Origin of the sequence: Streptomyces sp. NPDC059255, assembly GCF_042752355.1 — a bacterium.
GTDB lineage: Bacteria > Actinomycetota > Actinomycetes > Streptomycetales > Streptomycetaceae > Streptomyces.
Genome location: NZ_JBHYZP010000033.1, coordinates 90,661 through 110,605, shown reverse-complemented (window position 1 = coordinate 110,605; position 19,945 = coordinate 90,661). Strand labels below are relative to the sequence as shown.

Here is a 19,945-nt window from a genome sequence, read left to right as displayed (position 1 = left end):
AGACAGGGGTACCACATCGCTGCGCGATGTGCAAGTGGGGCGGTCGCTGCGCTCCCGCTGGCCCACGCGATGCGTGGGCCCTCACCTTCGCTGCGCTCCGGTGAGGGGTGGGAGCCGGCCGCTGCGCGCCCGGCTGGCCGTGCGGTGCACGGCCGGGCTGACGGGGTGTTGGGTGCGGCTATTGGGGCCTCCAATATGGGGGGTTGGGGGGAGCGCGGGGGCGCTCCCGGCGGGGCGCTGCGCTTTCCCGCCTGACGGTCCTTCCGGCTGCGCCTCCAGAATCGTTGGGCCCGCTGACGCGGGCTGGGCTGGCTATGGGGGTGGGGGTCGCTCGTTCGTGTGGGTTCTAGTGTAGTGAGTGCATCGGGTTGATGCAGCATGTACCGTTGGCGGAAACACAGGACACCCCCCAACCGTTTGAGGTCGGAGGGTGAAGGAGAAGGGTATGGCGCGTGCATACTTTCCGTCTATGGAAGCGTTACCCGGATGCGGTCGAAAAGGAATTCTGCGTGAGTGAATTCTCCGGCGGATCGTTCTCGGTACAGCGCGGCCCGAACAACGATGAAGCCTGCACCGCGTCCTGGTCGTGGGTGAAGCCGCTCCACTTCCTTGAGGCTCAGCCGGAGAACCAGCCGGGCGTGACCTTGTCGTGGTCGTCACAGCGTGGCCCTTCGGGCGGCTGGTCGTACACGGTGGTCAGCGAGTCCGGGCGCAAGGACTCCGGCCGGCTTCCCGCCCCAGTGCTGGCGGCACCCGCTGCGATCCTGGCGATGATGCCCGAACTGTGGCGTGGCCGGCATCGGCTGCTGCGTGCCACAGAGGACCTCTGGGAGTGGGCCGCACTTACCGAATCGGCTACCGAGAGCGCCCGTCTGGTGAGCGAGAACAAGTACGACTTCGACTACCAGATGGATGAGGAGGAGGGCGAGAGCTTCGACCAGTGGCAGGCCGAACTGGAGGCCGCTGACGCCGACCAGCAGCCGGCCACCGAAATCCCTGTCCACAGCCGGGAGGAGGCTTCGCTGGGCAGCGCGGAGACCGCCGGCCTGATCCGCTACCGGATCGTGGCGCAGCGGATCGATCCGCAGCACCCGGGCGCCTCGGTCCTGACGAACTACGCCTACGCACGGTCGATCGAGGAGGCAGTCGCCAAGGCCCGCAAAGAGCTGAAGAAGCCGGGCGGTCTGTACGGGGACCGGGGCATGTACCGCGTGGTGGAGGTGGTCGAGGAGAGCCCGTCCAGCGAGCTCCTGCAGCAGGAGGACGCCCGCCGGCGGTACCTCACCACCATCTTGGAGAACGCCACCGCCGCTGTGCGCGGCCGTGGGCCGGAGGATCCGGACGCGGATCTGGTCAGCCGCCTGGACGACTTCTTCACCCGCGCCGTCGTCTTCCCCGACCCGTACACCGGCGGCGTACATCCCCGGCCCCACCAGGCCACGTTCGGCTGGACCAGCGAGCAGCCCTGCATCGAGCACGCCAGCGACCCCGGCCGCGCCCTGGCCCTGTTCCTCCTGGCCTACCTGGACCACTACGGCCTGGAGCTGGAGGCGGCCGTCCGCACCAGTGGCCATCCCGATCGGCAGCCGGTGAGCGGGAGCCGGCCTTCGGCCCGTGACGCGGAGGGAGGCGAGGCGTCGGCGGATCTTGTCGAGCGCGTGCTGGACGTCTGCGGGCAGCACTACGCAGCCGTGACCGGCACCAGCTCCGACGAGTGGGACCAGGAGTGGGCCCGGGAGGTCGTGGGCATCGCCCTGCGGACCGTGCGTATGGCGGAGCGGGACACCTACCCTCAGATCCTGGAGACCTACCTGCACGAGCGCCGGGCGCGGCTGGAGATGCTGTGGCGCATCTACGGGCCCGCCGGAGTCTTCCCGCAGGGCGTCTACCACCTGGTCGAGCAGCCCGGGTCGTTCGTGCTGTGCGAGCGGATCGACAACGACCCGATGTGGCTCAAGGGGGTCTGGAGCAGGGAATGCGAATCGGAAACCCCGCTCGAAAGGCTTGAGGAAGCCTGGCTGTACGGCACTAGCGAGAGTGATGGGCGATGAGCAGGATTCCGCTCAAGGAACACCAGGTCGACCAGAAGTCGGCTTTCCGTAAGTGGGTAGGATTCCCTGCAAGATCATCTGTGCCCGCTCAGGGTGCCCGGGGCACGATCGTGTCAGCGACCGGCTCCGGTAAAACAATCATGGCCGCTGCGAGCGCTCTGGAATGCTTCCCGGACGGCCGGATCCTCGTCACCGTGCCGACCCTGGACCTGCTCGCCCAGACCGCCCAGGCGTGGCGGGCGGTCGGCCACCGCGCCCCGATGATCGCGGTGTGCTCCCTGGAGAACGACGCGGTACTGAACGAGCTGGGCGTACGCACCACCACGAACCCGATCCAGCTCGCCCTGTGGGCTCGTTCCGGGCCGATCGTGGTGTTCGCCACGTACGCCTCCCTGGTGGACCGCGAGGACCCTGATGACCCGACAGGGCGGGGAAAGGTTCGCGGGCCGCTGGAGGCCGCCCTGGCGGGCGGGGAGCGCCTGTACGGGCAGCAGATGGCGGGCTTCGACCTCGCGATCGTGGATGAGGCGCACGGAACCGCCGGTGATCTTGGTCGGCCGTGGGCCGCGATTCACGACAACCAGCGGATCCCGGCGGCCTTCAGGCTCTACCTGACCGCGACGCCGCGGATTCTCGCGGCGGCCCAGCCGCAGAAGGGAACCGGCGGCCAGGAGGCGGAGATCGCCAGCATGGCCGACGACCCGGACGGCACGTTCGGTGCCTGGCTCCCTGGGGCCGAACTCGGGCTGAGCGAGGCGATCGAGCGCGAAATTCTCGCAGGCTTCGAGATTGACGTGCTGGAGATCCGCGACCCCTCCCCCGTCCTTGGGGAGTCCGAGGAGGCGCAGCGCGGCCGGCGCCTGGCCCTGCTGCAGACCGCGCTCTTGGAGCACGCCGCCGCGTACAACCTGCGTACGGTCATGACGTTCCACCAGAAGGTGGAGGAGGCGATGGCGTTCGCGGAGAAGCTGCCGGAGACGGCTGCCGAGCTGTACATGAACGACGCCTCCGACGACGACCTGGCCGCCGCCGACAAGCTGCCGAAGTCCTCCATCGACGCGGAGTTCTACGAACTCGAGGCCGGCCGTCACGTCCCGCCGGACCGGGTGTGGTCGGCGTGGCTGTGCGGTGACCACCTCGTGGCCGAACGGCGTGAGGTGATCCGCCAGTTCGCCAACGGCATCAACGCCGCCGGACGCCGTGTCCACCGCGCCTTCCTCGCCAGCGTCCGCGTGCTCGGGGAAGGTGTGGACATCACCGGCGAACGGGGAGTCGAGGCCGTGTGCTTCGCGGACACCCGCGGCTCCCAAGTCGAGATTGTCCAGAACATCGGCAGGGCGCTCCGGCTCAACAAGGACGGCTCCACCAAGATCGCCCGGATCATCGTGCCGGTCTTCCTGGAGCCCGACGAGGATCCGACCGACATGGTCGCCAGCGCCTCGTTCCGCCCCCTCGTAGCCGTCCTCCAAGGCCTCCGCAGCCATGACGAGCGCCTGGTCGAACAGCTCGCCTCCCGTGCCCTCACGAGCGGACAGCGCAGGGTCCACGTCCAGCGCGACGAGACCGGGCAGATCATCGGAACTGGCGGCGAGAGCGAGGACCAGGAGCAGGACGGCACCGACGCCGCTGCCGAATCTGCGCTGCTGCACTTCTCCACCCCGAGGAACGCGGCGACCATCGCGGCGTTCCTGCGCACTCGGGTCTACCGGCCCGAGTCCCTGGTGTGGTTGGGGGGTTACCAGGCCCTGATCCGCTGGCGGGCGGAGAACGAGATCACCGGTGTCTACGCCGTGCCTTACGACGTTGAGGTTGAAGTGGGGGTCACCAAGGATTTCCCCCTGGGGCGGTGGGTGCACCAGCAGCGCAAGGCGCTGCGTGCGGGCGAGCTGGAGGAGCGGCGCAAGGTCCTGCTGGACGCCCCGGAGGCCGGAATGCTCTGGGAGCCCGGCGAGGAGGCATGGGAGGCCAAGCTGGCCGCGCTGCGGTCGTACCGGCGGGCGACGGGCCATCTCGCGCCGCGTCAGGACGCCGTGTGGGGCGAGGGCGAGGCGATGGTGCCTATCGGGCAGCACATGGCCAACCTGCGCCGCAAGGGTGGTCTCGGTAAGGACCCGAAGCGCGCGGCGGAGCGTGCGGAGCATCTGGCGGCGATCGACCCGGACTGGAACTGCCCCTGGCCGCTGAGCTGGCAGCGCCACTACCGCGTGCTCGCCGACCTCGTCGACGCCGACGGCATCCTGCCCTACATCGCGCCGGGCGTCGTCTACGACGGCGACGACATCGGCATCTGGCGATGGCGGCAGCAGGAACCGGGCACCTGGGCACAGCTCCAGCCCGAACAGCGCGAGCGGCTGACCGCGCTGGGCGTACAGGGCGCCACCCTGCCCCTGACGGCCGCCGCCCCGGCGGAGCTCCCTCCGGCGCCGACGGACGCCACCAAGGGTCCGGGTAAGGCCAGGAGCAAGGCTCAGGCGGCGTTCCAACGGGGGCTGGCCGCCCTGGCGCAGTGGGCGGAGCAGGAGGGACAGCGGCCAATCCCGCGCAGCGCGGTCGTGGAGATCGCGGTCGACGACGAGACGGAACCCGTGCCGGTGAAACTGGGCGTGTGGCTCTCGAACACAAAGTCGAGGCGCGACAAGCTCACCGCGGAACAGCTCGCCTCCCTCGCGGCGCTGGGCATGGACTGGGCGGGCGCGGTACCGGCCTCCGATGCCGCCCCGCAGCCCGCGCCGTCGGCGGCCCCGACGACGCGGCAACCGTGGGGCCACCACGAGGAGTGCGACAAGCCGCACTACGAAGGTGGAACCTGCACCTGCGACCTCATCGAGCGGTACGGACAGAACTCCGAGCGCGACGACTACTGACCGCCTCGCGGCTCTGACCGGGCCCCGGGCCCGCCGACAGGGCCCGGGGTCTCGTGCTGTCAGCCGGGCCGGCTGTTCGGTCCGGCGTCGCCCTGCAGCACGTCTTCTCGCTGTTCCTATTCGGGGGTGCCCGTCGGCTCAGTGCCTCCGGCCTGGCTTTGCGACGGTGCTAGGGCGTCGGGAATAAAGTGTGAGTAACTCTCGCGTAGGTGCTGAGTGACGCGGTCGTCGTTCGCCTCGTAGTTCAGCTGTTCCTGGAAGAACCGCAGCTTTTTCTCCCCGGCGTCGAGGATCTCGCCCCAGCTCTTGACCCAGACCTCGTAGTCGTCCTGTACGTCGGCGAGGCCGGCGGGGCGGTCTTTCTGCCGGATGTCGCGGAGGATCTTGTCCGAGTAGTCGTAGGTGACGAGGTAGAAGCGCCACTTGGAGCCCACCCCGCTGTACTGCGGGTCGTCGATGATGGCCCGGGCGTAGCTCTTGATCTGGTCGAGTTCCTTCGGGCCGACCTTCACCGTGGGTCGTTTGAGCTCGATAACGAGGCGTTCGGTGGAGTTCTCGTCCCGGCGGCTGCGGAACAGCAGGATGTCGACCCGGCCACCGCGCCCGTCCGGCTGGGTGACGGCTTCGAGCTCGTGCTCCAGGACCACGTCTTGGCCGAGGTGGTCTTCCAGGTGTGCTCGGAGGACATTGGTGAGTCCGAGCTCGCTCCTGGTCATGTTCCAGTCCTCGCCGAAGAGCCAGAGGTTCTTGGCGATCAGGGGGTGGAGCTGGTCGACCTCGCGCAGGTTCGTGCGGAGGTGTTCGTCGGCGAGGATCTTGCGCAGGGCCTGGATGAAGTTCAGGCGGTTGGTGACGGTGGTGGCCGCGCCGATGACGTGGGTCAGGTCGGTGCTGTCCAGGAGGTTCTTGAGGTGTCGGCGGTCGTCGTCGTTGAGTGCAAGGACCTTTTCCAGGATGGTGTGGAGGTCGCCGGGGTTACTTTCCAGAGCGGTACGGATGAGGTTGACGGAGAGGCTGCGGGCTGCCCTTTTGTTGGGAAGCGCGTGGCGGGCGGCTGTGACGACGACGTCGAAGGTCTGGCGCTCTATGGCGAGCGCACCGGTCGCCGGCTGTTCGTCGTAGGGGTAGATGCCTTCGGTCTTCAGCTGTCGCACGACTTCTGCGGAGATCTGGGCGCCGCGAACGGCCAAGTGCCGGTGGACGGCCTTGACGGCCGCATCCAAGAGCCCGGAGTGCGACATGGTCAGGCCGTGCAGGTCGTCGACGGACAGGCCGTTGAACAGGTTGGCGCGTAGGTAGGGGGTGAAGCTGATAAGGCCGTCGGTCCAGTCGCTGCCATGCTCGCCCAGGGCGATGCCGTCGGCATTGCAGATGAGCATCTTGCGGTCGCCCATCCGCTTGTTCCACTCAACAAAGGTGACGACCGGGGGCGGGTCCTCGCCGGTGTACTCCTCCGGCAAGTCCAGCTCCAGATCGATGGGTTCGCCAACGATGATGTCACTGGGGTCGAGCCGTTTTCCGTCGTAGGTGACGTGCGCGTACGGGTAGGCCCGAAGGTAGAACGCCAGCTTCGCGGTGAGGTTCGCAGCGGCGTCGTCGCGCTCCAGGCGGCTCAGCGGTTTGCCCTGGGGTACAGAGATACGGACGGTCGTACCGGGCTCTTCCCGGGTCGGCTCGGTTTCCTCGACCTGCCAGATGGTGGCGTGGTCGGCGTTGCCGCGGATCCGGACCCCGACCAGGATGTCGTCGACCAGGGCTGCCGTTTCCCAGGTGAGCTGGTCGCCCAGGGCGAAGGCGAAGAGACGGCCTTCGCCATTGCGGCCGTGCAGGATGCGTTCTCCGCCTTCGGTGTGTGTCCTGCTGGTCTTCCAGGTGGTGCCGTATGCCTGGAAGGCAGTGCGGGCTCGCTCGGGTGTCATGCCGTGGCCGTTGTCGGTCACCACGACGTCGGTAATCGCGTTCATGCTGGAGCGGCGCAGTTCGACGTCGACCTCGGTGGCGTTGGCGTCCAGGGCGTTCCACACCAGTTCGGCGACTGCCGTGATCTGGGGCTTCCTCTTGAACTGCAGGATCTTGCGCTCACCGACCGAGAGTTCGAACTCTGTGAGCGGCGGTCCGCTCTGCGCCGGCAGGTCGGTGCTGACCACGCCGGCGCCAACTCCCGTACGAGCAGCGTCTTGTGTGCTGTGATCCCCAGACATGCGGTGACTGTACCGGTTTCGTACAGTGCGGTACATGTCGCCTTGCGTGAAGTCAGTATCTGACCGGCAGGGACTCCAATAGACCGGATCCGGGTGTCGCGGTGTTGGGCATCTATGAGGTGCTGATCAGCTGCCCACTGCCGGTGCCGAGTTCAAGGGTCCCCGAGCAGGGCGTCTTTGGGTGAAAGCGGGCCCCCGGGATACGGATCTCGGAGCGGGTCAGCAGGTCGACTACCTGGCTGTGATCGGTGTCGGAGTGAGAGTCCCAGGTAAGCCGGTCCGGGCGGGTGGGGTGGCCGGTGATCCAGGCGGGTGTGAGGTCGAAGTGATACCAAAGCGGCATGGAACGCATCAGTAGAGCGCTGCGCAGCGGCGTGCTGGAGGTGTACGCCCAGTACTCGTGGTGCGCCGCTTCCTGGTCGGTGAGGCGAGGCTGATGCCACAGGGGCGAGCGACCGTCGCGCTGATGCCAGCTGGTCTCTTGCCGGAAGACCATCCGCGCGATGTCCGCCCCCTGCCATCGATGGGAGTCGACAAAATCGAGTCGGCCCTGCGTGGGCAGGTGGACAAGGCTTACCCGCCGGCAGGTGAAGGTGATGAGGCGCAGGCCAGGGATGCCGCACACACCGTGATCTTCATGGTGGAAGGGCAGAAGGCGGCTGGCGACGCGGCATGCCGTGTTGGTGTGGATCTCCAGGTGGCCAGGCTGGTGGAAGATCGAGTTCAGGTAGCCGCTGATGCTGGCCATCGCGGACTTTCTCGGCTGTTCAAGGGGGTGCGGGTGCTCACGGTTACTCATCAAGCACTCGAAGAGGAGCGCTTGGAAAGCGAGTTGCCCTCGGTCCGTAGGGTCCAGGGCAGGGCGGTTGCCGGTCACCTGGAGCGTTGCGTTCTCGGGCAGGTATAGAAGGCGCCCGACTTCCTTCCTGATCCGCTTGTCGGTCGTGTGCGGCATGATGCTCCTGCTCCAGCTGCCCCCGGGCGGCAGCCGTGGAGAAGAGAGCCTGCACGGACACCGAATCACGTTCTTCAGGGACTGGGCATCCCACCCTTGAGACCTCTGCGCCTCCGCCCGGGCGGATCGCTCGCCTCCAGACCGTCCCTGGCCTGTCAGGCAGCAACGTTAACGGCCCACGTCTCGCAGGCAAGGCGACACGCCACACGAGCCGCGGGTGAACGACAGCAGCCCGGCCAGCCGGACTCACCAGGACGAGGGCGGCACCGTCCGGGCGGCTTGCCTGCTCGGCGTCGTGCGCGACCCCGCCGTCGCGCGCGAGGAACACCAGCGGCGCCTGATCGCCTCGCCCGCCATCCGCTGCCTGTCCCACCCACCCGCTTTCTCTTTCCTTCTGCAGGGGCGTGGACTCCGGGGGCGTAGAGGGGATGTCGGCCTGCCCGGCCACGGCCGGACCAACGTGGTGGCCTGCGGGTTCACAGGCAGGTACGGCAGAGCGCGCGGCCGGTTGTCGGTCGGGTTGTCGGCGGATATGTGGGCCTGGTCTCTGGATGTGTTGTCGCTTCGTGACCGTGGTCGGGCCTTCGCGGTCGGGACTCCGGTCGGGGCCGGCTGCTGCGGTGACCGGTACGGCGGCACCGGACAGGACGAGCGTCGCACCGGGCAGGAAGAGAGGAGACCCGTGATGATCGGCGTGGGCGTGGGCGGCGGGGACCAGCTGGCATTGGGCGTGCTGGCGCAGTACCGGATGGCCACTGCTGAGCAGTTGCACCGGGCCATTGCTCCCTCGGTGCGGATCGAGCAGACCCGGCGGCGGCTGGTCCGGCTGCGCACCGAGGGGCTGGTTGACCGCATCACGCTGCCGCAGGCCGGGCGGACCCGGGTGTGGTTCCCGACCGTGTACGGCGTGCGGCTCGCCTCCGAGTGGCCCGAGCTGCGCGGGCACAGGCCCTCCAGGACGGTGTCAGATCCGACCGCCGTGCGGCTGAAGGCCGGCCACGCGCTGACCGTGACCGAGACCGCGCTCGTCTTCCTCGAGGACGCCCGCCGCCGCGGGGAGCTGTGCCGGCCACTGGACTGGATGACCGAGGTCCACCACCCGATCGGGAACGGCGAGGCCGTCATCCCCGACGCGCTCCTGTACTACCGGCGCGGCCCCGTCGACGGCAGCGACGGGCCGATGCTGCGGGCGTTCGTGGAAGTCGACCGGGCCACGATGGGCCCCGAACGCCTCGCCGCCAAGCTGACCGCGTACGAGCGCCTCTACCGCCACGTGCCCGTGGTGCCGGGGCGCCGGCCGGCCCTCCAAGAACCGGCGGTGGAGGAGTGGCGGCGGCGCTATCCGCTCTTCCCGCGCGTCCTGTTCGTCCTGGATGGCACCGGGCCTGCCGGTGTCGAGAACCGGATCAGCGCCCTGCGCGCGGGAGCCAGACTGTTGACGTCGTCCCGCTTTATCTGCGACGTCCCCGTCTTCGCCGCGCCGCTGGCCGACCTGCTCCGCCACGGCCCCTCCGCACCCGTGTGGCGCCCCGTCCGCGACCCCGACCAGCGAGTCCCGTGGACCAGCTCCGGAGATCACCGGGCATGAAGCACGACCGCCTACGGAGAGGCGCCAGCCGGTGCTGACCAGCCATGGTCGGGGCCGGGCCCGGCGCGGCCGTGCCCGTGGTCGGCCTCCGTCGGTCTCATGGTCGGGGTGGTGCCGGCGCGTTGCGGCAGAGCCCAGGTCAGCGGTCCACGGCGGGCAGGCGGGCCAGACCGGTGTCGAGCATGATGCGGTCGACGGTCTCGTGCAGGGCGCTGCCCGCGCCGATGACGGTCTCGATACCGCCGGGCAGCAGATCGCGCGGCCGGTACCAGTCGCGCAACTGCGTCTCGCTGACGTCATCGGCGATCGGCTTGGTGGCGTGCCGGATGAGGGTTTCGCCGAACGGCACGTCCAGGTAGAAGCCGTGGGTCGGGCCGCGGTGGTCGGCCCGCAGTGCCGCGAGCATGTCGCCGTAGCGGTCGGCGTAGAGGATGCCTTCGACGACGACGTGGAATCCGGCGTCCAGGGCATAGCGGGCGGTCAGGCCGATCAGGCCGATGTTCGCGGCGCCGGGCCGGTCCCGTTCACGAAGCACGATGCGGCGGAGGTTGTCCTGGCCGACCACGGCCAGGCCACGGCCGAACCTCTCACGCAGGCCGGCCGCGACAGACGACTTCCCCGAGGCGCTGTTGCCGCGCAGCACCACCAGCCGGGTCTCTTCGCTGCCCACCATCACGACGGTCACGTTACCGACAGGCCCACCCATCCACTTCTCTGTTCTTCCTGCTGTGGGGCATGAGTTCGGGGGCGTAGAGGGGGTGTCAGCCTCCCCGACCACGGCGAAACCGCGTGGTGAAATGCCCAGTTACCGAGACGGCTGCCGGGTCGCGCGGCCCGCGCGACAGGTAGGCGCAACCCCCGACGCACACTCGTGCTCCTCGCCGACCGAGACGCGCGGTCACATAGCCCGGACTGCTCCCCGGGCGCGGGCCAGCTGGCGCAGTTCGGAGCGCGCCGCCGGTACCGAGGGGACGGTCTGCCAGTAGGGGTGCCACCGCAGCCGTACGGACAGGAGCAGCAGGCGGTGGCGCAGGGCGGTGGTGTCGCGGGGGCGGGGCGCGGCGAGCGCGTTGTAGGTGGCGTTCCAGGCGGCTTGCGTCTGCACCAGGTCGTCAGGGAAGTCCTTCGGGTCCATCCCTGCATTAGATCGCTTGTTCGAATTGTGTGTCACTTCGGACGCGCCCGGCCCGGCATGGCCGGGTCCGCGGTCGGCCCCGACCATGGCCGTCCGGTCGGCGCGGAGCGGCACCCGGGCGGGTGATTTTCCTTCGCGTACGCGGGCGCAGTCTTAGCGATGCGCGTCCAACTTGCCTAATTCAGTGGGGTTTCGACATCTTTTGTGTGCTCTGTCATGTTCTGTGCGCCGCTTCCGGCGAACGAGCGAGAGGTGAACTCATGCGACGAACCGAGTACGACGCGAGCCAGGCCGCCAAGCGCCTCAAGGTGCCCGTATCGGCGTTCCGGTGGGCCCGGCACACCGGGCTTGTCCCCGAACCGGATGCCTCGCCCTCCCGGTGGTCCCGTGCCACCGTGGAAGCGATGGACGCCGCTGCCATCGACGCCGCGATGCCCGCCTGGCCGATCCTCGGCAGTGCGGCGGCCAACCGCATCGCCGCCGCCCTCGGCACCCCGAACACCCCCGGCGAGAAGGCGACCGTGACAGCGTTCGTGGTGCGGCGGTTCGTCGACCGCGGCCTCCTGGTCGACCTGAGCGCGAACCCGGACGGAACGCTGCACCACCCCGACCAGGTCGCGGAGATATGCCGCCGCGAGGACCTGGCGGACCTGGTCGCCACCGACACCCCGCTCGGACCCGAGCAAGCTGCCGCCCGCCTCCGAGTGCGCCGCGCGGACTTTACCGACCGTGTTGTAGGCGTTCGCTTCGCTCGTTGGGGTCGCTGTTGGTGCCGTCCCGTGTCCCTTTACTGATCGGCTCGGTTGCCTGCTCGGCGAACGGGACGAGGAGGCGGCAGCGTGCGGAGCGGGATGGTCCTGGGGGACCTGCGGGTACAGCAGATGCGGCGGGCTGGCGGGGGTTGGTCGTACACGATCGTGCGGCCCGATGGCTCCGTGGACGAGGAGGCGGACGGCTTCCTGCGGGCCGGCTGCTGGCCGGCAAGCCCTTGCACACCGACGGCGCCCTCACAAAGGAGAACCTCGCCCGAGAAGCCCAGGTCAGCCACGCGACCGTCCACCGCGCCGACGACATCCTCGCCGAGTGGAACGCCAAGGTCGCCCGACCCGTCCTCCGCACCCCCGGCGAGGTCGCCCGGGATGACACGATCGCCGAGCTCCGCAAGCAGCTTCGTGAGGCGAGAGCAGAGATCACGCAGCTCAACGGCAAACTCGACGCCCTCGCGACGGTGACCGCGAACCTCTACCACGAGAACCTGGCCCTGAAGAAGCGCGACAGCGACCGAAGACTCGCCCCTCTCCCCTCCGCCAACTGACATGCTGCGCAAGCCCCTCAGCGCGCTGCTCTGTAACAGTTGGTGCTGAATCTGGTTAGCATCGCTGTCGTGAATGAACGGGGGCGAGTCCGATCCCGTTCACGGATGACGGGTGGTGCGGGTTGCGTAACGGGGAGATCGTCTTCCGGGGAAATTGGGGCGATATGGTGCGCGTGCGGATAGGTGGTGGCGGGTCCTCCGTGTCGGACTCCGGTGACGAGGTCGCGGAGCTGACCAATCGTTTCGCGGACTGGCTGGCCCAGGACCGCAGCGTGGGACCCCACCTGACGATCGACCGTGTCCGTCCCGCCCCGGTGGACGGGGCGATGTCCGGGGAACTTCTGGACTGGATCAGCCTGACGCTGAGCGGCGGGTTCTCGGTCGCCAGCCTGATTTATTCTCACCTCAGCTTCCGTGCTTCCCTCCCACCCCGCCAGCGGCACGCTGCCCGGATGGTGATCGAGCGTAACGGCGTCCGCCTGGTGATCGAGGACGGCACTGCTGAGGACACAGCCCGCCTCGTTCGCCTCCTGGGTGGTCTCGGAGACGGTGAGGGAGATACCTACGGCGAAGCAGGGGCGGGGGACGGTGACGGTTCCTGATCCGCGCAAGAGTCGGGCGGTGCTGATCGGGATCGATGACTATGCACACGCTGACCTGCCGGCGATGCCGGCGGCGGCAGCCGGAGCACATCACCTGGCTGGCTTGCTGCGCGATCCGTCGATATGGGGCCTGCCCGAGGAGCAGGTCACGGTGATCGGCTCCACCACCCCGGTCGAACAGGTGCTGGGAGCGGTCAGGGATGCCGCGCTGGGCGCCGAGGACACACTGGTGGTGTACTTCGCCGGACACGGACTCCGGGACCACAGCGAGCGGCTGTACCTGGCACTGACAGCCGCTGACGCCGACTACCCACAGATCGGCACCCTGCCCTACCTTCAGTTACGCGACGTAATCCGGCGGAGCGGCTACCGGGCTAAACACCGCGTCACGGTGCTGGACTGCTGCTACAGCGGCATTGCTGGCGGCATGTCCAGCGACGCTGCCCCCACCCGCACGGAATTGGCCCGTGCCCTGGAAGAACCCGAGGACTCCAGCGGTGAGGGGGACGATCAGGAGGGGGCCGAGGACCGCTACGGGGACTGCGTCCTGACCTCCGCCCCGCCGACGAGACGATCGTTCGTCCTGCAGGATGCGCGCTTTCCGGAATTCACGGGCGAGCTGATCGACATCCTGGAAACCGGAATCCCTGGGGCGGACGTCACCGTAAGCCTGGAGACGACATGGCGAAGAGTCCATGACCGCATGCGCCGACGCGGGAGCCCAGAACCACAGCAGTTCGCACAGAACGCTGTCACTCGCTATCTCCACCTCCGCAATCGCGCCGTCCCGTTCGGCCCGGAGTACGACCAGACGGAGACGCCTCAGGCGACCGTCACGTGGCAGGCGACGGTCGACGCCCAAAGGCCGCCGAGCCCGGACCCGACGACCACCCGAACCCCTAAGGAGCCCGGCCACGAGCGGCGTTCGAGCCGTCTCTGTGTTCCTGGGGCCCCGGTGATCCTCTTCGACAGCCGTGACGCTCCTCTGCGCTCGGCAGCCTTCAATCCATCCGGCACGCTGCTGGTCAGCGCCAGCGAGGATGGCACGGTCAGCCTATGGGAGCCGACCACCCAGAAGTTCGTCAGGTCCTTGTCCCACCAGGTTGTCAACCCGTGGGCAAAACCGCTCGCTGAGGTCCTCGCGTTCAACTCTCGCTTTTCCGCCGCCCTGTCCGTGGCGTTCAGCCCGGACGGAACCGGCCTGGCCGTTGGCAACGGTGACGGGACGGTCAGTCTGTGGGATGTCGCGGATGGCTCAGAGACCGTCCTGCCCTACCTCGACGGGACCCAGTGGAACGGGGCGGTCGCTTCCGTGTGCTACTCCCCAGCCGGCGCAATGCTGGCGGCCACCTATGACGCGCCAGCCATCAGGTTGTGGGACGTGGCTACCCGCACCAGCATGGCTACCCTGGCCACCGGCGACGCATACTGGGTCGCGCAGGTGGCGTTCAGCCCCTGCGGGCGGGTTCTGGCCAGCGCCAGTGGGAACGGCAACCCGAACAACACGGTGAACGACGGCCTGCTTCAGCTGTGGGACACCTCGTCCGGAGCAGAGATAGCCACCCTGACCGAAACGAACTCCCCCGCAGGGCAACCCCTGGCCGTCAGCCCCGATGGGAAGACGCTGGCGAGCCTCCGCAGTGATGGGCGGATCACACTGTGGGACATCGCGGCCCGCAAGACGTCCGCCACCATCACCGGACCCAGCTCCGGCGTGACCTGCGTCGCGTTCGGGCACAGCGGGGTCCTAGCGGGCGGTTTCCTCGATGGCACCGTCACCCTGTGGGACACGGTCAGCGGCAGGAGCATCGCGGTCCTCACCACCGGCACCAACAGCGCCGTCAGTTCCCTCGCGTTCAGCCCGGACGGTGCGTTCCTCGCCAGCGTGACCAGGAAGCTCACTGTCTGGCCACTCAAGCAGTGAGAGCCCCCGGAGAACAGGCTCGCTAGCAGAACAGATGCATCCGGCCCCGGTGTCCCAGCTCAGACACCAGCCGCAGGGGCACATACGCGACGCGGGTGTTGTCGGGGCCCGGCAGGGCGAAGCAGTCAGTGCAGTCGACGCGTTCCGTCTCCGGCTTGTCGGTCATCGCCAAGCTCCCTTCGAGTGGAGGCAGAGCCTGCCATCCCAATCAACCGGCGACCAGGGGTTTCCTCCGCCGCCGCAGCCCGCCGACCTCGAGGCTCGAAACAGACCTCTTCCCCCGGCTATCGCGTGGGAAAGAGGTGTCGCCGTCGCAGACCGGCTTGCCCACGGGGTCTGACCTGCAGGAATGAGCGGTGTCCGATTCACACCTTCGCTCCCCCGCTGGAAGCAACCGTCCAGACAACGGTTCAGCCGCCGCTCGGTGCAACCCTCTCCGGGTCCTGCGCGGCCTCCAGCCGGTCCAGCCGTTCATAGAGGGCTCGAACGAGGCGAGCGCGGTTCTGGACGCAGCGCACGGTGCCCTCCAACGTCGCGGACAGGCGACCGTCTGCCTCTTTAAGAACGAGGTCGGCAAGCGCTTTGGGTCCGCTGTTCTTCGGTAGCTGGTCGGCGCGGCGGCGGACATCGGAAGCGACCGCGCGTGCGTGACCGGTCAACTGGAGAGCGATCTGCTCGTAGTCGCGGGTCGTCATCGTGTCCGGGCCGGTCCACGCGAGCACGGCTTTGACGAGGCACTCGTGCGGTTCGCGGTCGAGCGGGAGCTCCGCTTCGATCAGTCCGTCGGGGTCGTACAGGACCGTGTGCGTGCTGGTGTGTATGGCGAGCCTCGCTGCCGGAAGCGTCTCGTGCGGGTGGCCGGCGGTCACCGCGGGGTGTCCTCGCCGCTGTCGGCTCCGTCGTCCTGGTCCTCGGTCCGCTGGGCGAGGAACCGGGCGTAGCCGCGGTCCGCGCGGGCCAGCAGGGCCGGGGAGGGAACGCCGTAGGCGGGCGACTGGAGGCCATGGCCCTCCGGCTCGGGGGCGGTGGTGTCGGTGTGTGCGCGCATGCGGCCCCGCCTCTCCGGCTGATGGTCCGTCGGTGACTTCGACGCTACGCAGCGTTGGGGACAGTCCTCAACAATGTTGCGGATAATTGCGGAGGTTCACTCCAGGGCGTCGATCGCAGCCTGGATGAGATCGCGGGCGGCGTCGCCGTACACGGCCATCTCCGCGAGGCCGGCGAACGCCTTCGCGTAGTCGGCGATTTCGCGTGGCTGCGTCACCTTGATCTCCGCCGTCAGCGTCTCCACCACGGCCGTGGTGTCGTCGTGGACGTAGAACGCCTCCAGTGGCCACACGGTGCGCTGCGCGGTGAACGGGATGATCCCCAGCAAGAGGGACGCGAGCGGCATCACGGCCAGGAGGTGGCGCAGCTGCCCGCGCATGGCGTCGGGGCCGGCGGTGCGGAAGCGCAGGACGGATTCCTCCATGAGGACGACGTAGCGGTGGCCGCCCTCGTAGAGGAACCGGGAGCGCGCGACCCGGGCGGCGACGGCTTCGGCGACGTCGTCGGGTGTGCCCTGGAAGGTCGTGATCTGGTTCATGAGGGCGGTGGCGAACGCCGGTGTCTGGAGGAAGCCGGGCGGCATGTTGGAGAGGTAGACGCGGCAGACGCGGGTCTGCTGGTGGAGGGCGTACCAGTCCTGTTGGACCTGGCGCATGCCGTGGCGGTGCAGGCGGCGCCACTCCATGTACATGGAGTCGACGGCGCGGGCGGTGGCGATGAGGTCGTCGGCCTGGTTGTCCGCATCGCAGGCCGTGCACCAGGTGCGGATGTCCGCGTCCGAGGGCAGTGCCGCGCCTTTTTGGATGCGGGTGGTCTTGGCGGGGTGCCAGCCGCACCGGGCGGAGAGTTCCTTCCCGGTGAGGCCGGCGTCCTTGCGCAGGTGCTGCAACCGCACGGCGAGCGCCTCGCGGGCCGACTGGGCGCTGGACGAAGGAGAAGTGGTCGTCATGAGGTGGCGGCCCTTGGGAGTGCGTGGGTCAGATGCGGTAATCGGCGTGCGGAGTGGCCAGGTCCCACACCGAGCGGAACGCCTCGGCACACAGCTTGACCGCGCTGGGATCTTCGGTGTGCTCGGGCTCCAGGGCCTCGCCGTCACCGGAGAAGACGTTGAACCGCACGACCTGGTCGTCGATGAGCCAGAAGTCGTTGCCCGGCAGCGAGAGCGTGGAAGCACGGCGGCGAGGCAGCCAGCGGACCTCCTCGCCGGCACGGAGGTTGGCGTCGGTGATGGCGTGCTCGAAGCGGATGTACTCGGTGACGGGCTCGGACACGACCCGGGCCCGAAGAACCTTCACCCCGCGGGCAACGGTCCGCTCCACCAACGGCAGCCACCCGCCCCAGAACTCCGAGTCGTCCGCAGGCACGCTCCCGTCGCGCAGGAACGCGTCGTAGACCTCCCGCTCCTCCCCCACCGCGTAGACGTCGCGGAGCTCCAGGTGCAGGGCGTGCTGCCGGGCGGAGTCGAGCAGGTCCTCAAAGCTGGGTGCCGGCGGCTTCTGCGGCATCACACGCCTTTCTGATCTGATCCACCATCCGGGCCGGGATCCGGATGACCGCCTCGTCGTCCGCAGGCGGACTGTCCTGACCGCAAGCGGCCCGGGTCACCGCGTCGGCGACCTTGCCCTGCAGAACCAGCTCCGGGCCCTGGGCGGTGTCGGTGTCCACCCACACCGCAGGGCAGTTCCCTCCACCCGAGTTCGGGTCCGTACCGAAGAAAAGTAACGCCATGATCGCCTCCAGGCGAGCCAGTTGCGTGTAGTTGCGCACCGACCGTCCCGCGCACCGCCCCCTCGGTCAAGGGCGCAGCCTCAACGCCTCGCTCACCACCCTTCCGGGGCCGGCTCCCTCACGTGGGGCAGGCACGGCGGCGGCCAGGACGGGTTCCAGCGCCAGGCCGCCCACCGGTCGGCGTCCGCGAACGGCCCGGCGCGTTCCTCGAGCAGGGCGAGGACCTGGGTACGGGCGAGCTCCAGCGCCTGGTGCTCGGCGTCGGTGACGATGCCCAGGCGCCGGACATGGGCGTACTCGTCTTCGTCCTTCCACGTCCACGTGCTCAGGCCGGGGTCGATGACGAGGTCGACGGTCAGGTCGAAGGTGTTGTCGAACCCGGTCTCGGTGCGGCGGGTGGGGTGCTGGAAGTTGACGTACCAGCACCACCGCGAACGCGCCGTACGCGACTTGTGGGACGCCCTGGCCTCCTGAACCCGTGACCATACGTCGAGGGACCACTGTGCGTGGCACGTCCTGGATGCAGAGGTGTATTCAGCCGCTCAGGTCCGGAAGCTCCCAGCCCTCGGGACTCGGATGCTGAGAAGGGACGATGGTGGTCGTGGCCGCCAGGATGTTGCTGTCTTGGTCGTACTGAATGGCCTGGTAGACCACGACTGGAAGCATGGCGTACCTGGGCAAGCCGAGGGCTTCGAGTTCATCCGCATTCGCGCCGCGTGCTGTGACCTGTCGTTCGACGCGCGTGCATCCGGGAATCACTGGTGCCGGAGAGTCCTCTCCTCCGCGACTGACGACGGGGTTGATGCGGGGCACCTGTGCGGTCACCGGGGTCTCCTGGGCTGAGGACATGGCGGGCGATCCGAGCGTACGCGGGAACCCCAACATCCCGGCCCTGTCCGGACAACGGGGCGGCCCGGGCGCCGGGCGCGTCCGACCCTGGCCGGACTGCCCGGCGACTACCGCACTGGCCTGGTCCGCCGCCGCGCCCTGGACGGTGGTGCTGGGCGATCCCGCCGAGCACCACCGCGAACACGCCGCCCGGGAGTTGCGGGACATCCTCGCCGTCTGAATCGGGCAGGCTCTTGATGGTGGTTCTGTGTCCGCTCGTGTTGCAGGCCGGTGTTGCCGACCGGCCCCCTCGGTCAAGGGCGCGACTCGGTCGGCTCTCACAGCGGGTGGGCAAGCCCAGTCCCGTCGCAGTGAACGCGGCGCCCTCCCTCTGGGGTACTGCGGGCGCCGATGGTGCCGGCGGCGTTCTGGAAGAGCCGGGTAAGACCGACGGTATGGGCCGCGTCGAGCGGGAGTTCCTGCCGTTTGCCGAGCGTGACGTCAGGGCCGGTGCAGCGGGTGTCCCAGGAGAAGGCGTGGGTCAGCGTGCGGATCGTCTCCTCCGGGGAGGCTTGCCCGATCCTGTCAGCGGCCGATCGGTTCGGGGTATCGCCGGCGGCGCCGGTCCGGGTCGTCGACGCCGATCTCATACCAGGGCTCGCCGCGCTTCAGCCGGGGCAGGGTGTTCACCCACACCGCGACAGTGATGCCCTGGACGTCGGCGGTGAGCGCCTGGCGGCGGTTGTCGAGCAGGTGCTCCTCCTTGCCCGCCAGGACGACATACAGCAGCGGGAAGCGCTCGGAGCGGGTGTAGCGGTGGCGCTGCCAGAACGGGTACGTGCTCCCGTTGGTGCCGCGGGCTCCTTCCCAGGTGCGGTGCCCGGCGTAGCGCTCGTAGTCCCAGACCTCGCGTGCGAGGCGGGCCTGGGACATGGTGCCGTTGTCGAGCTCGAAGAGGCGCACCTCGCTGGTCCTGGTCGGCACGGCGAGGACGGCGTCGGTGTTGAAGCTCAGGCCAGTCTGCTTGATGGCGTGGTTCACCTCCACCTGCCAGTCGGTCAGGCACTCGCGGTCTCCGGACAGGACCGTGTCGGTGTAGGCGAGGATCATCTCCGTCACCGCGACAGCGTGAGGACCGAAGCCGGCTCGAACGGCCTTCGCTCCGGTACCGGCCTTCGGACGCAGCGGCAGCTCATTGCCTTCGGCCAGAGCCTTCTGTCCCGCCACCGTCAGGTTCCAGATCTGGTGCTTGCCCACCTTGCCGTTCGTCTCCGCCAGCCCGAGCTCCGCCAGTTCCACCATGGCCCTGCGCACGTACGACCGGCCGTCCGACTCCTCCTCCGTGATCACCTGAGCCATCTGCTGCACCGTCGCTATCCGCACACACCCCAGCAACCGCAGCGCATCGGCCCGTACCTTCCCGGCCGTGGGAGTGGACTTCTTCCCCTTCGCCGACGTCTCAGGGGAAGGGAGAGAGGTGTCAGCGTGCCGGGAGGCCCCCTGACGGGCGGTGTGAGCTGCGGTGATGGGAACGACGTTGGAATCGTTCGCGGCACCGTTCACGGCACTGGATTCCGGGCCGCCCGGAGTCCGCTCAGCACCCCTTGTCCAGGGCGGGCGCGGCTCCGGATCGGGCTGCCGGGCGGTGCTGGCGTACGTCATGTCGAAGCTCCTCACGCGGGTGGCGCGGGGGTCCGGATGGAACTC

Annotated in this window: 20 protein-coding genes and 1 pseudogene; 9 read left to right on the top strand and 12 right to left on the bottom strand. The window is 68.8% G+C overall.

Annotated features, from left to right (window positions below; translation table 11 throughout):
* Positions 1-509: 509 nt before the first annotated feature.
* Together ACFXKG_RS31050 and ACFXKG_RS31045 are read left to right on the top strand one after the other, a co-directional pair.
* Complete coding sequence (locus ACFXKG_RS31050; protein WP_384846116.1) at positions 510-2,051, top strand: hypothetical protein; 1,542 nt, start codon at positions 510-512, stop codon at positions 2,049-2,051.
* Positions 2,048-4,915, top strand: a complete 2,868-nt coding sequence (locus ACFXKG_RS31045) for a Helicase associated domain protein (RefSeq protein WP_384846114.1) — start codon at positions 2,048-2,050, stop codon at positions 4,913-4,915. Before ACFXKG_RS31050 ends, ACFXKG_RS31045 begins: the two co-directional genes overlap by 4 nt.
* 116 nt (positions 4,916-5,031) lie before the next feature.
* Here the strand turns inward: ACFXKG_RS31045 and ACFXKG_RS31040 are convergent, their stop codons facing one another.
* The gene (locus ACFXKG_RS31040; RefSeq protein WP_384846112.1) at positions 5,032-7,062 is read right to left on the bottom strand and encodes an ATP-binding protein; all 2,031 of its coding nucleotides are present in this window, start codon (positions 7,060-7,062) and stop codon (positions 5,032-5,034) included.
* A gap of 166 nt (positions 7,063-7,228) precedes the next feature.
* Positions 7,229-8,071 carry a hypothetical protein gene (locus ACFXKG_RS31035; protein ID WP_384846110.1) on the bottom strand — a complete coding sequence of 281 codons (843 nt, stop codon included), beginning with the start codon at positions 8,069-8,071 and terminating at the stop codon, positions 7,229-7,231.
* A gap of 685 nt (positions 8,072-8,756) precedes the next feature.
* Between ACFXKG_RS31035 and ACFXKG_RS31030 the strand changes: the two genes are divergently transcribed.
* A complete protein-coding gene (locus ACFXKG_RS31030) occupies positions 8,757-9,659 on the top strand; it encodes a replication-relaxation family protein (protein ID WP_384846108.1) in 903 nt (300 codons plus the stop codon).
* A gap of 139 nt (positions 9,660-9,798) precedes the next feature.
* On the opposite strand, the gene ACFXKG_RS31025 is transcribed toward ACFXKG_RS31030, so the two are convergent.
* Positions 9,799-10,332, bottom strand: a complete 534-nt coding sequence (locus tag ACFXKG_RS31025; protein WP_384846130.1) for a kinase — start codon at positions 10,330-10,332, stop codon at positions 9,799-9,801.
* Positions 10,333-10,557: 225 nt separating this feature from the next.
* A complete protein-coding gene (locus tag ACFXKG_RS31020) occupies positions 10,558-10,794 on the bottom strand; it encodes a hypothetical protein (RefSeq protein ID WP_384846106.1) in 237 nt (78 codons plus the stop codon).
* Positions 10,795-11,054: 260 nt separating this feature from the next.
* Here ACFXKG_RS31020 and ACFXKG_RS31015 point away from each other — a divergent pair.
* The 4 genes and pseudogenes from ACFXKG_RS31015 to ACFXKG_RS31000 form a co-directional block, all read left to right on the top strand.
* Positions 11,055-11,528 (top strand): annotated as a pseudogene (locus ACFXKG_RS31015) (hypothetical protein); the annotation flags it as partial.
* 254 nt (positions 11,529-11,782) lie between these two features.
* Complete coding sequence (locus tag ACFXKG_RS31010) at positions 11,783-12,109, top strand: hypothetical protein (protein WP_384846104.1); 327 nt, start codon at positions 11,783-11,785, stop codon at positions 12,107-12,109.
* A 200-nt stretch (positions 12,110-12,309) separates the two neighbouring features.
* On the top strand, positions 12,310-12,711 hold the full coding sequence (locus tag ACFXKG_RS31005; RefSeq protein WP_384846102.1) for a hypothetical protein: 402 nt from the start codon (positions 12,310-12,312) through the stop codon (positions 12,709-12,711).
* A 19-nt stretch (positions 12,712-12,730) separates the two neighbouring features.
* On the top strand, positions 12,731-14,635 hold the full coding sequence (locus ACFXKG_RS31000) for a caspase family protein (protein ID WP_384846100.1): 1,905 nt from the start codon (positions 12,731-12,733) through the stop codon (positions 14,633-14,635).
* Positions 14,636-14,657: 22 nt separating this feature from the next.
* On the opposite strand, the gene ACFXKG_RS30995 is transcribed toward ACFXKG_RS31000, so the two are convergent.
* The 6 genes from ACFXKG_RS30995 to ACFXKG_RS30970 form a co-directional block, all read right to left on the bottom strand.
* A complete protein-coding gene (locus tag ACFXKG_RS30995; RefSeq protein ID WP_384846098.1) occupies positions 14,658-14,801 on the bottom strand; it encodes a hypothetical protein in 144 nt (47 codons plus the stop codon).
* A 244-nt stretch (positions 14,802-15,045) separates the two neighbouring features.
* Positions 15,046-15,456: a DUF6415 family natural product biosynthesis protein gene (locus ACFXKG_RS30990; RefSeq protein WP_384846128.1), complete on the bottom strand. Its 411-nt coding sequence runs from the start codon at positions 15,454-15,456 to the stop codon at positions 15,046-15,048.
* A gap of 44 nt (positions 15,457-15,500) precedes the next feature.
* Positions 15,501-15,683, bottom strand: a complete 183-nt coding sequence (locus tag ACFXKG_RS30985) for a hypothetical protein (RefSeq protein WP_384846096.1) — start codon at positions 15,681-15,683, stop codon at positions 15,501-15,503.
* 96 nt (positions 15,684-15,779) lie between these two features.
* On the bottom strand, positions 15,780-16,631 hold the full coding sequence (locus ACFXKG_RS30980; RefSeq protein ID WP_384846094.1) for a helix-turn-helix domain-containing protein: 852 nt from the start codon (positions 16,629-16,631) through the stop codon (positions 15,780-15,782).
* Positions 16,632-16,659: 28 nt separating this feature from the next.
* Complete coding sequence (locus tag ACFXKG_RS30975; RefSeq protein ID WP_384846092.1) at positions 16,660-17,187, bottom strand: DUF6879 family protein; 528 nt, start codon at positions 17,185-17,187, stop codon at positions 16,660-16,662.
* Positions 17,156-17,449: a hypothetical protein gene (locus ACFXKG_RS30970; RefSeq protein WP_384846090.1), complete on the bottom strand. Its 294-nt coding sequence runs from the start codon at positions 17,447-17,449 to the stop codon at positions 17,156-17,158. Before ACFXKG_RS30970 ends, ACFXKG_RS30975 begins: the two co-directional genes overlap by 32 nt.
* A gap of 300 nt (positions 17,450-17,749) precedes the next feature.
* On the opposite strand from ACFXKG_RS30970, the gene ACFXKG_RS30965 reads away from it, so the two are divergent.
* A complete protein-coding gene (locus ACFXKG_RS30965; protein ID WP_384846088.1) occupies positions 17,750-17,884 on the top strand; it encodes a hypothetical protein in 135 nt (44 codons plus the stop codon).
* Positions 17,885-17,944: 60 nt separating this feature from the next.
* Here ACFXKG_RS30965 and ACFXKG_RS30960 read toward each other — a convergent pair whose 3' ends face one another.
* Positions 17,945-18,235: a hypothetical protein gene (locus ACFXKG_RS30960; RefSeq protein ID WP_384846086.1), complete on the bottom strand. Its 291-nt coding sequence runs from the start codon at positions 18,233-18,235 to the stop codon at positions 17,945-17,947.
* 22 nt (positions 18,236-18,257) lie between these two features.
* Between ACFXKG_RS30960 and ACFXKG_RS30955 the strand changes: the two genes are divergently transcribed.
* Entirely contained in the window at positions 18,258-18,479 is a 222-nt protein-coding gene (locus tag ACFXKG_RS30955) for a hypothetical protein (protein ID WP_384846084.1), read from the top strand.
* Between the two features lie 344 nt (positions 18,480-18,823).
* Here the strand turns inward: ACFXKG_RS30955 and ACFXKG_RS30950 are convergent, their stop codons facing one another.
* A complete protein-coding gene (locus tag ACFXKG_RS30950; RefSeq protein ID WP_384846082.1) occupies positions 18,824-19,900 on the bottom strand; it encodes a replication-relaxation family protein in 1,077 nt (358 codons plus the stop codon).
* Positions 19,901-19,945 lie beyond the last annotated feature (45 nt).